Genomic DNA, 14,799 nt, shown 5'->3' with positions numbered 1-14,799 from the left:
GTCCCTCAGACTCGGGCCGGGGCGGCGTCGGCGGCCCAGGTCTGCACGTAGCGGAAGAGTCCGGCCGGGGAGGCCAGCGCCGGGTCGGCGAGGGCGTCGGGGTCGACCTCGATGCCGAACTCCTCCTCGACGGCCATCACCAGGGCGATGGTGTGCAGCGAGTCGACGCCCAGGTCCACGAGCGGGGTCTCGGAGTCGGTGACCTGCACGGAGCAGATCCGCTCGACGAGCTGATCAAACTGCGACTGGTTCATGGCTGCCCCTCGGAGATGCGGTGACGGTCTGGTGGATTCGGTGGTGCTCGGCCGCGACGGCGGCTGCGGTGGCGGCGGCCGTCTCCGCGGCTGCGGCGGCCTCGGCTGTGGCGGCCTCGACCAGGCGCTTGGCGGCGGCCCGGTCCGGCTTGCCGTTGGCGGTCAGCGGGACGGTGTCCAGCGGGACGACCCGGTCGGGCATCCGGCTGGGGTCGAGCCGGCCGACCAGCGCGGCCCGGACCTGCTCCGGCGGGAGGGTGCCGTGCACGGCCAGCAGCAGCTGCCCGCCCTCCTCCTCGGGGCGCAGTGCGACGGCGGCGGTGACGCCGGGGAGGCGTTCGGCGGCGTCCTCGATCTCGGTGAGGGCGATCCGCATGCCGCGGCGCTTGATCACGTCGTCGTCGCGGCCGACGAAGTAGAGCCGGCCGTCCTCGTCGACCCAGCCGCGGTCGCCGGTGTGGAGCTCCAGCGAGCCGTCCGGACGGCGGATGAAACGGTTCTGCGCTTCGAGCGGGATCCGCCAGTAGCCGGCCATCACGGTCGGTCCCCAGACCACGATCTCGCCGGTCTCGCGGGGGCCGAGCCCGGTGCCGTCGGCGGCCACGATCCGGACCCGGTCGCCGGGGATCGGCGGGCCGACCGAGTCGGGGTGCTCGGCGTACTCGTCCGGGTCGAGGATGGAGATCCGCTTGCACTCGGTCATGCCGTACATCGAGGCGAACTCGGAGCCGGGAAAGACCTCCAGCAGCTCGGCCATCACGGCCCGGCCGGGGCGGGCACCGGTGTTGGTGAACAGCCGCACCTTGGTGGGCCGGCGCAGCTTGGACTGCAGCAGGTGGAGCATCTGGGCCAGCGAGGGCACCAGCGGGACGACGGTGACGCCGGTGCGTTCGACCAGGCGGAGCAGGCCGACGTCCTCGCTGCGGCGGGCCAGCACCAGGGTGCCGCCGACCAGGGCGGACAGCAGGGCCTGGTAGAGGCCGTAGTCGAAGGAGAGCGGGAGCCGGCACAGCACCACGTCGTCCTGGTGGTAGCCGAGGCAGGCGTTGATCGCGTCGAGGGCGGCGAGCATCTGGCGGTGCGGGCAGACCACGCCCTTGGGGCGGCCGGTGGTGCCGGAGGTGTAGATCAGCATCGCGACCGCGTCCTCGTCGACGTCGGCGCGGTGGCCGTCCTCGACGGAGGCGAGCACCTGCTGCCAGGCCTCCTCGACCTCGACGGTGCGGGCGGCGGAGCGGCCGGCCTCGGGGCGGCAGACGGCCAGCGCGGCCTCGGAGTCGGCGACGATGTGGTCGATCTGCTGGTCGGTCAGCTCCGGGTGGACGGGGACGAAGATCGCCCCGATCCTCAGGGTGGCCCAGAACAGGGCCAGGAAGGAGCGGTCGTTGCCGCCCGCGTACACCACCCGCTCGCCGGCGGTGAGGCCCTGGCCGCGCAGCCAGCCGACCGCGCGGTCCACGTCGCCGCCCAGCTCGCGGTAGGTCAGGGCGCCGTCGGCGTCGATCACGGCGGGGTGGTCGGCCCGCTCCAGGAGCGGGTATTCGAGCAGGTCAGACACCGGCATGGACGGCCACTCCCTCGCTGAGCTCGGCGGCGGCGAGCCGCTCCTGGGCCCGGACGACGTCCCGGGCGGTGTTGACGGACAGCACGTCCAGCCCGGGGTGCCGGCGCTTGAGCAGGTTGGCGAGGGTCTTGGCGGGCGGCAGCGAGACCGTCACCTCCGGTGCGAGTTCGCCCAGCCGGTCCAGGCAGAGGTCCCAGCGGACCGGGCTGACCACCTGGTGGACCAGGCGGCGGCGGATCTCCGCCGGGTCCTCGACCGGTGCGCCGTCCGCGTTGGACAGCAGCAGCCGGTTCGGCGGGGCGAACGGCACCGCTTCGGCGGCGGCGGCGAAGGTCTGCCGGGCCGACTCCATGAACGGGGTGTGGAAGGCGCCGGCCACGCTGAGCGGCTTGACGGTGGCCCCGGCGGGCGGGGCGGCGACGAGCTCCGCGAGGGACTCTTCGAGACCGGCCGCGACGATCTGGCCGGGGCCGTTGAAGGTCGCTGCGGTCAGGTCCAACTCGGCGATGCGGAGCAGGACTTCGTCCTGTTCGCCGCCGACCACGGCGGCCATCGAGGTGGACGCCTCGGCGCAGGCCGCGGCCATCGCCCGGCCGCGGATCGCGGCCAGTCGGACCGCGTCGGCGGGCTCCAGCACCCCGGCGTACACCGCGGCGGTGAGTTCGCCGACCGAGTGGCCGGCCGCCACCGCCGCGCCCGGCCGGACGGTGCCGGCCAGGGCGTGGTGGGCGAGCAGTCCGGCGGCGACCAGCAGCGGCTGGGTGTGCTCGGTGCGGGCGATCTCGGCGGCCGGGGCCTTGGTGCCGAGGTGGACCAGGTCCAGGTCGGCGGCCTCCGACCAGGCCCGCACCCGCTCGGCGGTGGCCGGGTCGCGCAGCCAGGCGGCCAGCATGCCCGGGGTCTGGGAGCCCTGACCCGGCGCAATGAATGCGAACATTTGTTCGAACCTCCTTTCGAGTGGGGCCTGCGCCGGGCGCGGGAACGCCCGGCGTTGTGCGGCGTGCCTACGGGCGGCCGGTGGACTTGCGGAAGCGGCGGATCGCCAGGAACGAGAAGCCGGCGAACCAGGCCAGCAGGTTGAACACCGCGCCGGCCACGCTGGAGTGCTCCCCGTGGAACGAGAAGCCGTCGTTCAGCGGGTACCGGGCCAGCGTCGCCACCCCGTACATCGGGGTGTAGCGGGAGACCTCCAGCATCACGCCGCTGAGCGGGATGAACAGGTTGCCCAGGAAGGCGAGCGCGGTCATGGTCAGGCCCGGCATGTGCATCACCACGTCGGGCTTCATCGCCAGGCCCATGCCGATGCCGAGCGCGGCGAACACCGCGGCGCCGATCCAGGCCACCAGCAGCGAGATCACCCACACACCGGCGTCGGCGTGAGCGCCCGTCAGCGCACCCAGCGCTCCCACGATGGCGACCGGCACGCCGGCCATCAGCACCGAGCAGAGCACCTTGACCAGCAGGTAGCCGGGCGGGGTGAGCGGACTCATCGCGATGGTCCGCATCCAGCCGACGGACTTCTCCACCGAGATGGTGGCGGCCGAGCTGACCGCCGCGGTGGCCGCGCCGTACACCGCCTGGCCGATCATCATCCAGGCCGCGAAGTTGCCGTGCGGCAGGTCGGCCCCGCCGGACGGGGCGGTGCGGAACAGCGCCAGGTACAGCACGGCGGGGAGCAGCACCGTGAAGATCGTGGTCTGCCGGTTGAACCGGCGGCGCAGCTCGTGGCGGACGAAGGTCGGGTTCACCCCGTTGAACATCGAGGTGCGGGCGGCGGCGGGCGCCGTGACGGCGGCCATCAGACGGTCTCCTTCTGGGCGTTGGCGGCGCTGTCGGCGCGGCCGGCGTTCTCGGTGATGGCCATGAAGGCCTCCTCCAGGCTGCGCGGCGCCACCTCGATGTCCCGCGCCTGCGTCTCGGCGACCAGCACCCGCAGCAGCGCGTCCGAGTCGGTGCAGGTGAAGTAGGTGCGCTCACCGCGGACGGCGCTGGAGCGCACGCCCGGCGTCCGGGAGACCACGCCGGCCTCGTACGGGCTGAGCACCGCCGAGACGGTGCGGCCGCTGGTCGCCGCGCGGATCGAGGAGGCCGAGCCGTCGGCCACCACCGCACCCTTGTTGATCAGGACCACCCGGTCGGCGAACTGGTCCGCCTCCTCCATGTAGTGGGTGGCGAACATGACCGTCATGCCGCGCGCCGCGTCCTCCCGGACGGCCGCCCAGAAGTCCCGCCGCGCCACCACGTCCATGCCGGCGGTCGGCTCGTCCAGCACCAGGAAGTCCGGCTTGGACAGCAGCGCCAGCGCGAAACGCAGCCGCTGCTGCTCACCGCCCGAACAGGCCGCCACCCGGCGGGCCCGCAGCTCGGTGATGTTCGCCCGCGCCATGCACCGCTCCGGGTCGGCGCCCGGGTGCAGCGAGGCCAGCATGTGCACGGTCGCCTCGACCGTCAGGTCGGGCAGCAGACCGCCGGACTGCAGCACCGCCGCCACCCGCCCGGCCCGCACCGCCTCTTCGGGGCTCACCCCGAACAGCCGCACCTCGCCCTCGTCCGGCCGGGTCAGCCCCAGCAGCATGTCGATCGAGGTGGTCTTGCCCGCGCCGTTCGGCCCGAGGAACGCCACCACCTCGCCCCGCCGAATCCGCAGATCCAGCCCGTTGACGGCGGTGAACACCTCGCCCTTGGCGTTGGTGAACCGCTTGACGACGCTGGAGAGTTCAGCCGCCAGGGGGGACGCCGTCCCCCTCGACGCCGTACGGTTCTGGTAATCGATCATCATCCGAGTCCTCACGGTTCGGCGGAGGTTCGCCTCTTGTGAGCACTACTCTCCCGGCCTCCCCTATCCCCCCGAACCGGCCCGCCTATCGGCCCCCTATCTGCCCCACCCGCCCCACCGATACCGCCCCGCCCACGCCGAGAGGCGGCCCCGCGGGACACCCCGCGGAACCGCCTCCGGTCGGTCAGGAAGGCAGCTGGTCGGCTCTGTCGACGATCGCGAACGTCCGCACCGCGCTGTTGGACTTCACCCTGCCCTCGCTCTCCGACCCGGCCTCTCCGACGACGCGTTCACCGAGGAAGGCGTGGGTGTTCCGGTCCAGGATGAGCTGGACGGTCCCCACCCTGGGGACGAGCGCACCCACCGCCTCACCGCTGCGGCCGAGCGCGTCGGTGACCTCCTCGCTGTAGGAGATGATCGGCAACTTCGCCGCGGCCCGGAACAGCGCGGCCTGCTGGGGAGCGGGGCAGCCGTTGTCCATGATCGTGCGAATCAGGTCCCAGATCGCCACCTCGCGGCTCACCTGCTGCTGGATCTGGCTCTCGTGCACCGCCGGGTCCGCCTCCAGGCGCCGCAGCAGTTCGTCGGGATCGGTCGGCAGCGCGGCCAGGACGCTGTAGGGAGCCAGCCGGAGGCCGGGACCGGTCTCCCGGGGGGGCAGCGTGAGGGAGTTCTCGGAGGTCGTCCTGACCAGGCCCTGCTCCGATCCGCCGACGGAGAACCACCACTGGACGGCGCCGCTCTTCTCGCCACTGGAGGTGTGCAGGACGTCCATGTACACGAACTGGTCCGGCCGCGGCTGCGGGGCGTCGGCGAGCGCGTCGGCAGCGAGGTTCAGCGCCGAGATCGCCCGGGCGCTGGACTCGGTCGCGCCCGGCCCGGCGATCTGGGTGCCGACCACACCCGCGGTGAGCGCCGCCGTCAGGGCCGCGGCGACCAGCACTCGGCGCGTGGTCGGTCGTCGGCCCCCTCGCGCAGGGGGCGTTCCGGCGATGGCGTCGGCCAGTTGCAGGCGGCCGCGGAGCCGGGCGTGGGCGGTCATCGGTTCGGTGTCGGCTCGGAACTCGGCGAGCCGGGTGATCTCGTCCATGGGACTCCTCAGTGGTTCGGGCGGTCGAGTGCGGTGTGCAGGCGTCGTCGGGCGCGGTTGAGCCGGGAGCGGACCGTGCCGAGCGGGATCCGCAGCGCCTCGGCGATCTCGTGGTACGTCAACTCGGCCCAGGCGAACAGCAGCAGGACATCGCGCTCCTTGGCCGTCAGCCGGGCCAGTACGCCGGCGATCTCCTCGGCCCGGGCGCCGGCCGTCACCCTGGCGGCCACCGAGTCGGCGTGGTCGTCGGTGGCCAGTGGGTCGACGCCGCTGCGGGCCAGGGCCCGGTAGCCGGAGCGTTCGGTGCGCTGGTGGCGGTGCAGCAGGTTGGTGGCGATCCCGTACAGCCAGGGCCGGGCGTCGGTGCGCTCGCGGTCGTAGCGGCCGCGGATCCGGAACGCCGACAGAAAGGTCTCGGAGGTCAGATCGTCGGCCACCGCGGCGCCGACCCGGCGGGCCAGGTAGCGGTGCACCGCGACGGCGTGCCGGTCGTATATCTCGCCGAACCGGTCCGGCGCGGACAGCGACGCCCCGATGACCGCCGCGTCGTCGTCCGTCCCCTCCCGCACGGGGGCGTCCGCCCGGAGGAGGGCCGTCACCGGCCCGCCCGGCGGCCCGTCGCTGTCTGGTCGGTCATGCACATCGGTTCTCCCTCGCGGTGGCGTGCCGGGTGTGTCTTCACCCTCTATTGCCACCTCGGACGGAACCGGTTCGGCGGATTCGGCGGAAAGTTTCCGGCACGGCGCGAACGCCCGTTGCGGGCACCGCAGTTCTGCGCGGCTGCCGCGCAACGTGGGGGAACGGGGGAAGGGGCGACGGAGCCTCGACGCCTGCCCGGCGGCCGGTACCGGCCGCTGCGGGCGCTCGGCGGGTTCGAGAGCGGGTGGCCGGCCCGCGACGAGGCGCACCGGGCCGGATTCCGGCATGCTCCTCGGCCCGGTGGAGCGCGTCGTGCCGAAGGGCGGCGGCCGTTCCACCGGGGCACCCCGGCGGGCGCCCTCACCGCCGTCCCGTTCGAGCCGTCACCGCCCTGCGCACAGGCCGGGCCGCTCGCCCGCTGCTCGCCGCTCCGGTGGTGCTGCGGGCACGGGCGTCGCGCCACCGGAGCCGTGCTTGACGCCTCGTCAGGGCGCGGAGACCGGGATCTCCGGGCTGCGGTCGAACGCCTTGATCGGGGTCATGCCGCCGTAGTGGGGCAGGCTCACGGTGTTCTCGTGGCTGACCTGCACGCAGGTGTCGTCCTTGTCGGCGGTGGTGGCCTCGGCGCCCTTGAGCGCGGCGGCCGGGTCGCCGGGGGCGGCCGGGCCGCCGGCCGGGAAGCTGGCGCCTTCCTTCCAGTCGGCGCCGATCAGCAGCTCGATCGAACTGCCGCTGCCCGCCTCGACGGCGCCCGCGGGCAGTCCGAGCGCGGCGGCCACCTGCTGGGCGTCGCCCTCCTTGCCGGCCGGGTAGCGGACGGTGGTGTGCTCCGCCGGGGTGCTCTTGCCGGTGGTGGTCTCGCGGGAGAACCCGGCGCCCTTCAGCACGTCGACGAGGGCGGTGGCCCGGCCCTCGGCGCCGCTGCCGTTCTTCACCACGACGGCGATGTTCCTGCGGGGTGTGCCGTTGGCGGGCGGGGACGGCGGCTGGCTCGCGGGGTCGGCGGGCGGCGGCGAGGAGGGAGCGCTGTTCGCGCCGTTCTGGTCGCCGCTGAGCGACTGGTCGTTCTTGATCGTCGCGAACAGCTTGGCCGCGTCGGGGCCGGCCACCAGTCGGTTGTCGTCCCGCGGGTCGGCGCCGGTCTGCATGGTGGTGAAGGTGACCCGGGACGGCGGCACCTTGTTCAGGTCGTCGGCCAGGCCGACCAGCTTGGTGATCCCGTCCAGGCCGGGGTCGACGGTGAGCGCCTTGGTGGCGGCGTCGGCCAGCGACAGCACCTTGGTCGGGTCGGTGAGCGTCCCGGCGCTCTTCAGCTGGCGGATCATCGACCCGAGGAAGGCGTGCTGGGCGCTCGCCCGTCCGAGGTCGCCGCCGTCGCCGAAGCCGTGCCGGGTGCGGACGAACTGCAGCGCCGCCATGCCCTTCAGGGTGTGCTTGCCCTGGCTCAACTTGAGGTGCGAGTACGGGTCGTAGACGTTGTCGCTGACGCACACCGGGACGCCGCCCACCGCGTCCGACATCTTGATCACGCCGACGAAGTCGACCTTGACGAAGTGGTCGATCGGGATGTCGGTGAGCTTGTGCACGGCGGCCACCGTGCAGCCGGGGCCGTACGCCAGGGTGGAGTTGATCTGGCCGCGGCCGCCCTTGGACTTGTTGTTGTTCTCGTCCTTGCAGACCGGGAGGTCGGTCATCAGGTCACGCGGGATGCTCATCACGGTGGCGTTGGAGCGGTCCGCCGAGATGTGCATCAGCAGCTGGACGTCGGCGTTGGCGCCGGGGCCGCAGTCGCCGCCGATCGCGCAGTCCTCCGGGTTGTCGCGCGAGTCCGAGCCGATCACCAGCACGTTGATCGGGGTGCGTCCGAACTCGTCCGGCACCTCGTGCCCCGCGTCGCCGCTCTCGCCCGCGAACAGCGGTGCGGACTTGATGTTGCCGTTGTACCGCATGTACAGGTACCCGCCGGTGCCGACGGTCAGCACCACCAGCCCCGCCACGCTCCAGGCGACGATCTTCAGCCCCCGGTGCCGCCGGCCCCGCTCCTTCCGCGCCGCCCGCCGGCCCCCGTCCTGCCCCCTGCCCCCCGAGCGTTGCCGGGGCACCTTCCCCTCGCCCTCGCCCGCCACCGGCTCGACGGTCCCGGACTGTCCGCGTATCACAACACACCCCCGCCGCCCGGCCCTTCCGAGCTTTTCTCCCCTAATAGATGCACAAGAGCCCTCAGATGTTGCACGCGGGGGGTGCAATGACCCGACAGCGCACCCCTGTTGCTCACCCCACCAGGCGTTCCGCCAACCGCGCCGCGCCGTGGAGCACCTGCCGCACGCCGTGGCCGTCAGGGTGGCTCCCGATGCCGTCACCGATGCGGGAGCAGGGGTAGGTGGGGACAGACGGAATTGCGGGGTGCCATTTGTACACAGATGTGCACAGGATCCCCACGCCGGAGCCACCGCATCCGCGAAGGGGGCGGATGAAATTCAGACATTGCCGAGGGAAGTCAATATCTATTGACCTCTGCATGACAGGAACATAGGATCACCGACTAGTTTCGGGCAGGAAAGGACCATCACGAACTGGGGGAATGACTGCCGACTGTCGGCACATCCGCCACTCCGCCCGACCCTCGCGGAGCCCGGCGTTCTTGCGGGTTCTCCGCCGACGCGGCGCGCTGCCTCCAGAGGACGGAGTACGCATGCGCAAGATGGCCCAGTGCAGCGAGGCCCCGCGAGTGAGGAACATCCAGGCAGGACGTGAAATCGACCGATCCGATCAACCACAAGATCAATTCGTGTACGACTGTCCGGGTTTTGTCGTGCACGAGCAGCTACGCCGGACAACCGCTCCGTATGCCCGCCTGGTGGCGGATTTCCCGGTTCGGTGGGTCTATGCGGCGGATGTCGGGGCGGCATTGTCCATCGGCGGCAAGGTCGCCGTCGTTCCGGCGTTGAACGACCTGCAGATCGATCAGTTGCGGGAGCTGGTCGAGGCCCATCCGCTGGTGACCCATCTCGGGGTGGTCGCGGACCTGGTCGGCCAGGGGACCCAGCGCGCGATCCAGGCCGGCGCGGCCTCGGTGCTGAACGTCCTGATCCCTCCCCAGGAGTACCGGGCGGTGCTGCGGGCGATGGCCGATCGCCTCGCCCGCCCCACCTCCGACTCCGACCAGGTGCCGGCCCTGACCGGCTGGTCCGCGCCCGCGGCCGCCGTGCCGACCCCGGCCGCCGGCGGCGGCGGCGAGGACGCCGCACTGTTCCGTCTGCTCTGCGGCCCGCTGCCGATCGCCCGGATCGCCGACGAGCTGTTCTGCTCCGAGCGTTCGCTGTACCGCAGAGTCCGCAGACTGTACGTGGCGCACGGCGTGTCCGGCCGTCAGGAGCTGCGCGCGGTCTCCGCCCGCCACCGGACGCCCGGCCCGCTCGCCTCCTGACGGCGGGGTCCCCGGCGGCGGGCCCGCGCGGCGCCCGGCGCCCGCCGCCTCACCCCGACGTCGGTTGCCTCACCCCGACTTCGGGTCGCACAGCCGCAGCGCCTGGCTGCGGACCGCGCCCAGGCTGACGTCGTCGTCGTGCACCGGCCCGACGTCGCCGAAGCCGTCGTTCTTGGCCTGGTCGTTGAGCGCGTACTCCTTGCCGTCGGGCGCGATGAACAGCACGTCCTTGCCGTTGCGGCACTCCAGGGCGCCCTTGTCGACCTTGAACGGCCACAGGTGGACGAAGTTCTCCTCGGCGACGTCCTGCCGGCTGCCGGTGGGCGCCGGCAGCGGGACGGCGGTCTTGCCGGACTTGGGGTCGCCGCCCACGGCCCCGCACCCGGTCAGCACGGCGATCGGGAACAGCAGGGCGGCGACGGCCGTCACGGTGCGACGCGTGGCGTTCTTCATCAGGCCACCCCCTGGGCGGAGCGCCCGCGGCGCATCAGCGCGACGTAGCCGTCCTCCAGCGTGGGTTCCACCGGCACCGCGCCGGCCGGCGGGACTTCGGTGACCACCCGGTAGACCGTTCCGCCGGGCGTGGCCTGGGCGTTGACCACCGCGTGGTCGCCGACCGGCGGCGGTCCGGCGGTCGTCACGGCGTAGGTGTAGCCGTGCGCGGCCGCCACCACGCCCTCGGTGGAGCCGTGGTAGACGAGCCGGCCCTTGGTCAGCACCGCGACCTCGGGGCAGGTCTGGGCGACGTCGTCGAGGATGTGGGTGGAGAGGATCACCGTGCGGTCGCCGCCGAGTCCGGCCAGCAGGGCCCGGAACCGCATCCGCTCCTCGGGGTCGAGGCCCGCGGTGGGCTCGTCCACGATGATCAGCCCGGGGTCGCCGAGCAGGGCCTGGGCGATGCCGAGGCGGCGCTTCATGCCGCCCGAGTAGCCGCCGACCCGGCGGCCGGCCGCCTCGGTGAGCGCGACCCGTTCCAGCAGTTCGGAGATCTGCGCGCGGCGCGCGGACTTGCTGTCGATGCCCTTCAACAGGGCGATGTAGTCGAGGAATTCGCGGGCCGTGAGGTCCGGGTACATGTCGATTTCCTGCGGCAGGTAGCCGAGCGTCCGCTTGACGGCGGTGCGTCCGGCGGTGGTGCCGAGGTCGTGTCCGCCGACCACGACGCGGCCGGAGGTGGCCTGCACGGTGCCGGTGAGGATCCGCATCAGCGTGGTCTTGCCCGCGCCGTTGGCACCGAGCAGGCCGACCATCCCGCCGCGCAGTTCGAGGTCCAGGTGGTCCAGGGCGCGGAACGAGCCCTTGAACTCCTTGGTCAGGCCTTGGAGGGAGATTTCCATCAGAGGTGGCTCCTGGGAGAGGACGGTCGTGAGCAGGTGCGGGCGGTCATCGACGGATCCGCTGGGTGGCGCGGGCGATCCCGAACAGGACGGCCGTGAGCAGCAGCACGACCACGAGGTTGGCGAGCGCCGAGGCGGCGCTCGGGTGCGGGCTGATCGCCTCCGGGTGGCCGTGGCCGGCCCAGATCCGGGTGGATCCCATCCAGCCGGTCGCGACGTAGTCGCCGAGCGGCGAGAGCAGGGTGCCGGTCGGGGACGGGGTCGGCACCACGTTGCTGCTGAACGCCGTCATCCAGAACCAGATCAGCGCGGACAGCACCCGGGCCACCGGCAGCGGCACCCACAGCGCGGCGGTGGAGGCGAAGGTCGAGAGCAGCAGCGCGCCCGGAACGATGACCGTCAGGAACGCCACCACCGCCCAGCCCAACGCGGCCGGCGAGCCGTCGGCCACCGTGAAGTAGCCGCCGACCACGACCATCAGCAGCGCGACCGGCGCCAGCGCGGCGGCCAGCGAGCCGACCAGGGTGCCGGCCATCCGCCCGGCGGTGCTCGCCGGGGTGGACTCCAGCAGTTCGGTCAGGCCCATCCCGCGGATCCGCACGAAGCGGTCGGCCAGCGCCACGCCCAGGCCCACGGTGGTGATCAGGTTGATCACCACGGCCCAGCCGCCGACCTTGGCCGCGGCCGAGTCCTCGGCCCCGATCCGCGGCGAGGTGGCCAGCACGACGGTCGCGATCGCCAGCAGCGGCAGGACGGCGAACCACAGCACCTTGGCCCGGGTCGCCATCCGGAACTCGTAGGCCGCGGTGACGGCCACCGCGGTGGTGACCGTCCCGCCCCTGCGGCTGCGGGCGGTACGGCGGTGGGCTGCGTCGAAGGCGGTGCGCGTGGTCACTGTGCGGCCCCGGGAGCGATTCGGGCGAGCTGGCGCTCGCTGTCGGAGAGCCGGCGCGTCCCGAGGTAGGCCAGGACGGCGCCGAGCGCGGTCAGCAGGAGCTTGTTCGCCAGCCAGGCGGTCACGTAGGTGTCGAACAGCATCACCTGGAACAGCCAGGCGGCGATCACCACGGTGGAGGCGGCGGACGTGGACCGCAGCACCGCCTGGGCGAACAGCGCCGCGCCGATCAGGAAGAACGCCGGGCCCATCGGCACCAGCAGCGCGACCGGCCCCCACGCCGGGTTGGCCCACTGCCCGGCCAGCGCCAGCCGGACGACCACCACCGTGGCCGAGGCGATCACCAGCGCGGTGACCATGGTGATCCGGCGGCGGACCACCGTCGGGTACTGGGTGGGCAGCGTCAGCAGGACCTCGATCAGCCGGTCCCGGGCGGCGGCGGTGGCCGCGGCGAGCCCGGCGGCCACCGGGAAGACATTGGCCAGCAGCCGGACCATTCCGATCCCGGTGCTCCTGGCGTCGGCGTGGTCCCCGCCACCGACCGCGACGGAGACCGCCAGCACTCCGATCGCGGCCGCCAATGGCAGCGCCAGGGCCGCGAGCCCGCAACGGCGGGCTTCGTGCATCCAGAGCTTTCGTTCCGTCATGCCCAGTACGTAGCGGGCGGCGACGGATCGGTTCACGGGTCGTCAGAAGTTTTTTCCGGCCGCCGCCGGGGCCGGCCCTCGAACTCCGCGTCGGCCCACGGGCGTTGCGGGGTTCGACGACAGGCGCGGCGGCCTCAGCCCTCGCGCACCGACCGGCCCGGGAGCGCGACCAGGCGGACCGCGCAGCCGACCAGCAGCAGGCCGGCCGCGACCGTCAGCGGCCCGGTGGTCCACAGGTCGATCAGCAGGGCGCCGAGGCCGACCGGGCGGCGGCCGGTGTGCGGGAGCGTGACGAAGGTGCCGGTCAGCCAGAGCCCGCCGCCGGCGGCGAGGCCGAGCCAGGGCGCCTTCCAGACCGCCACCACCATGGCGAGTCCGGCGGAGAGCAGCGCGGGGCCCAGCCAGCCGGCGATCACCTCCCCGACGGCCGGCCCGCCCAGCAGGCCGGACGCCACCGAGACCAGCAGCCCGCCGACCAGGTCCGCGGCCAGCACCAGCGTCACCCGGGCCAGGAAGACCGTGACCGGGGGCACCGGCAGGGCCTGCAGCAGTTCCTTGCGGGGGTCGCGCCGGCTCGACACCACCCCCAGCGACCCGAGCAGCACCACCAGACTGATCGCGGCGGCGCCGAGCCGGTCCGCGTACCCGGGCGGGCTGAGCAGCGCGACGGCCCCGGCGAGCAGCAGCCCGGCGAACGTGATCGGACCCAACGAGCGTGGCAGCATGCCCACTTGGCGCACCGTCAGCTGTCGGGCGATCCGCCACGCCCGGCTGCGACTCCAGACCGTCCCGGCCACCGGGCGGGGGGCCGCAGCGGCCACCGGTGCACGCACCGGCTCCGCCGCCGGTCGACGCACCGGCTCCGCCGCCGCCGCCCGGGCCGGCAGCCGCCCGCCGAGCAGTGCGTCGAAGGACGGCGGGGCCGTCGCCTCCCGGGTCAGCAGCAGGTCCGCGTCGGCCGCGGCCTCGGCGAGCCGCGTCCAGGACGCCGCCTGCTCCTGGCAGGGTTCGCAGCCCGCCAGGTGGAGCCCGGCGGTCGGGCCGGTCCCGGCGCCGGACAGCCGGACGAACTGCTCCTCGGTCAGATGGTCGGTCCGGTTCACGGGCGCACCCGCTCGTCCGACAGCGCGCGGGCCAGTGCCGCTCGCGCATGTGCCATTCTGCTCTTCACCGTTCCCACCGGAATGTCGAGTGCCGCCGCCACGTCTCGGTACGGTAGTTCGTCGACCAGCGCGAGGATGACCACCTCCCGGTGGTGCTCGGGCAGCGCCGCGATGGCCGCCGCGATCCGCTCGCGGGAGGCCCGGGCGAGCACCTGTTCCGCGACGTCGACGCAGGGGTCCGCCACGTCCCGGGCCTCGTCGATCTCCACCGTCACCGCCTCCACCCGCCGCAACCGGTTGTGCGCCTGCCGGCGCGCGACCCCGAGCAGCCAGCCGACCGCCGAGGAGTCGCCGCGGAAGCTGCCTGCCGACTGCCAGACGGCGAGCCAGGCCTCCTGGAGGATCTCCTCGGCACTCGACCGGGTCGGTGCCAGCCGTCCGAGCAGGCGGAACATCGCCGCGGCGTGACGCTCGTACAGCTGCCGCAGCGCGCCCTCGTCACCGCGGGCCACCTCGGCCAACAGCATCTCGTCGGTCAACACCATGAGGTACGTAGCAGCCTTTCGCCGTGCGGTTCACCACCGCCCGGAACGCGTTCGCCCCGGTCGCCTGCCGTGGTCGGGAGCGTACCGGCAGTGACGCCGGACCGTACTGCCGGAGCTGCCAGATCGGCGGCAGTCCCTTGTGCGGATCTCCCCGCACCCCGTTCCATCGAACCACCGACGCCGCGACGAATCCCCGAAACCGGCCGGATTCACCGCAAGTCGGTAACTGTCCGATCAGTCCGCGTATTTGACGAGGAGGAATCATGGGCATCCAGGCCATGGACCAGGGCATCAAGGACTTCTTCGAGCTCGACGCCCAGATCGAGGTCGAGACCGAGATCGCCGGCCCGAACGTCACCAGCCTGTCGCTGTGCACCCCGGGCTGCACCAGCCCGAACGGCGGCAGCGCCTGCTCCTACTGCTGCTGACGGAACGGCACGTCCGGCGTGGGGGGGGGGGGGGGGCGCAGCCCCGGCGGTCCCGGCGCGCGGACCCGCAGCGGGCGGGGTTCTTGCGCTCTGG

16 protein-coding genes are annotated in these 14,799 nt (G+C 73.1%); 2 read left to right on the top strand and 14 right to left on the bottom strand.

What is annotated here, in order from left to right:
* Positions 1–5 precede the first annotated feature (5 nt).
* The 8 genes from ACFV4P_RS25520 to ACFV4P_RS25485 all read right to left on the bottom strand — a co-directional run bounded on the left by ACFV4P_RS25520 (position 6) and on the right by ACFV4P_RS25485 (position 8,320).
* Complete coding sequence (locus ACFV4P_RS25520) at positions 6–254, bottom strand: acyl carrier protein (protein ID WP_073818489.1); 249 nt, start codon at positions 252–254, stop codon at positions 6–8.
* Positions 235–1,818 (bottom strand): class I adenylate-forming enzyme family protein, encoded by a 1,584-nt coding sequence (locus ACFV4P_RS25515; protein WP_380474829.1) that lies wholly within the window; start codon positions 1,816–1,818, stop codon positions 235–237. Before ACFV4P_RS25515 ends, ACFV4P_RS25520 begins: the two co-directional genes overlap by 20 nt.
* Positions 1,805–2,755 carry an ACP S-malonyltransferase gene (locus tag ACFV4P_RS25510; protein WP_380474827.1) on the bottom strand — a complete coding sequence of 317 codons (951 nt, stop codon included), beginning with the start codon at positions 2,753–2,755 and terminating at the stop codon, positions 1,805–1,807. The genes ACFV4P_RS25515 and ACFV4P_RS25510 overlap by 14 nt, the downstream gene beginning before the upstream one ends.
* Before the next feature lie 67 nt (positions 2,756–2,822).
* The gene (locus ACFV4P_RS25505) at positions 2,823–3,617 is read right to left on the bottom strand and encodes an ABC transporter permease (protein ID WP_380474825.1); all 795 of its coding nucleotides are present in this window, start codon (positions 3,615–3,617) and stop codon (positions 2,823–2,825) included.
* Positions 3,617–4,594, bottom strand: coding sequence for an ABC transporter ATP-binding protein (locus ACFV4P_RS25500; protein WP_073818586.1), 978 nt, complete (start codon positions 4,592–4,594; stop codon positions 3,617–3,619). Before ACFV4P_RS25500 ends, ACFV4P_RS25505 begins: the two co-directional genes overlap by 1 nt.
* Before the next feature lie 184 nt (positions 4,595–4,778).
* Positions 4,779–5,684, bottom strand: a complete 906-nt coding sequence (locus tag ACFV4P_RS25495; RefSeq protein WP_380474823.1) for a CU044_5270 family protein — start codon at positions 5,682–5,684, stop codon at positions 4,779–4,781.
* 8 nt (positions 5,685–5,692) lie between these two features.
* Entirely contained in the window at positions 5,693–6,253 is a 561-nt protein-coding gene (locus ACFV4P_RS25490) for an RNA polymerase sigma factor (protein WP_380474948.1), read from the bottom strand.
* A gap of 555 nt (positions 6,254–6,808) precedes the next feature.
* The gene (locus ACFV4P_RS25485; RefSeq protein ID WP_380474821.1) at positions 6,809–8,320 is read right to left on the bottom strand and encodes an LCP family protein; all 1,512 of its coding nucleotides are present in this window, start codon (positions 8,318–8,320) and stop codon (positions 6,809–6,811) included.
* Between the two features lie 911 nt (positions 8,321–9,231).
* Between ACFV4P_RS25485 and ACFV4P_RS25480 the strand changes: the two genes are divergently transcribed.
* On the top strand, positions 9,232–9,750 hold the full coding sequence (locus tag ACFV4P_RS25480) for a hypothetical protein (RefSeq protein ID WP_380474819.1): 519 nt from the start codon (positions 9,232–9,234) through the stop codon (positions 9,748–9,750).
* A gap of 69 nt (positions 9,751–9,819) precedes the next feature.
* Here ACFV4P_RS25480 and ACFV4P_RS25475 read toward each other — a convergent pair whose 3' ends face one another.
* The 6 genes from ACFV4P_RS25475 to ACFV4P_RS25450 all read right to left on the bottom strand — a co-directional run bounded on the left by ACFV4P_RS25475 (position 9,820) and on the right by ACFV4P_RS25450 (position 14,277).
* The gene (locus ACFV4P_RS25475) at positions 9,820–10,203 is read right to left on the bottom strand and encodes a DUF2511 domain-containing protein (RefSeq protein ID WP_380474817.1); all 384 of its coding nucleotides are present in this window, start codon (positions 10,201–10,203) and stop codon (positions 9,820–9,822) included.
* On the bottom strand, positions 10,203–11,087 hold the full coding sequence (locus ACFV4P_RS25470; RefSeq protein ID WP_380474815.1) for an ABC transporter ATP-binding protein: 885 nt from the start codon (positions 11,085–11,087) through the stop codon (positions 10,203–10,205). The genes ACFV4P_RS25475 and ACFV4P_RS25470 overlap by 1 nt, the downstream gene beginning before the upstream one ends.
* Positions 11,088–11,133: 46 nt before the next feature.
* Positions 11,134–11,982: a hypothetical protein gene (locus ACFV4P_RS25465; protein ID WP_380474813.1), complete on the bottom strand. Its 849-nt coding sequence runs from the start codon at positions 11,980–11,982 to the stop codon at positions 11,134–11,136.
* A complete protein-coding gene (locus ACFV4P_RS25460; protein ID WP_380474811.1) occupies positions 11,979–12,629 on the bottom strand; it encodes a hypothetical protein in 651 nt (216 codons plus the stop codon). Before ACFV4P_RS25460 ends, ACFV4P_RS25465 begins: the two co-directional genes overlap by 4 nt.
* 134 nt (positions 12,630–12,763) lie before the next feature.
* Positions 12,764–13,732: a hypothetical protein gene (locus tag ACFV4P_RS25455; RefSeq protein ID WP_380474809.1), complete on the bottom strand. Its 969-nt coding sequence runs from the start codon at positions 13,730–13,732 to the stop codon at positions 12,764–12,766.
* On the bottom strand, positions 13,729–14,277 hold the full coding sequence (locus ACFV4P_RS25450; protein WP_380474807.1) for an RNA polymerase sigma factor: 549 nt from the start codon (positions 14,275–14,277) through the stop codon (positions 13,729–13,731). The genes ACFV4P_RS25455 and ACFV4P_RS25450 overlap by 4 nt, the downstream gene beginning before the upstream one ends.
* A 263-nt stretch (positions 14,278–14,540) precedes the next feature.
* Between ACFV4P_RS25450 and ACFV4P_RS25445 the strand changes: the two genes are divergently transcribed.
* Complete coding sequence (locus ACFV4P_RS25445) at positions 14,541–14,705, top strand: gallidermin/nisin family lantibiotic (RefSeq protein ID WP_380474805.1); 165 nt, start codon at positions 14,541–14,543, stop codon at positions 14,703–14,705.
* Positions 14,706–14,799 lie beyond the last annotated feature (94 nt).

It is taken from the genome of Kitasatospora sp. NPDC059795, from assembly GCF_042732175.1.
GTDB lineage: Bacteria > Actinomycetota > Actinomycetes > Streptomycetales > Streptomycetaceae > Kitasatospora.
The sequence above is the reverse complement of the archived record's forward strand: the minus strand, read 5'-3'. Positions and strand labels throughout refer to the sequence as shown.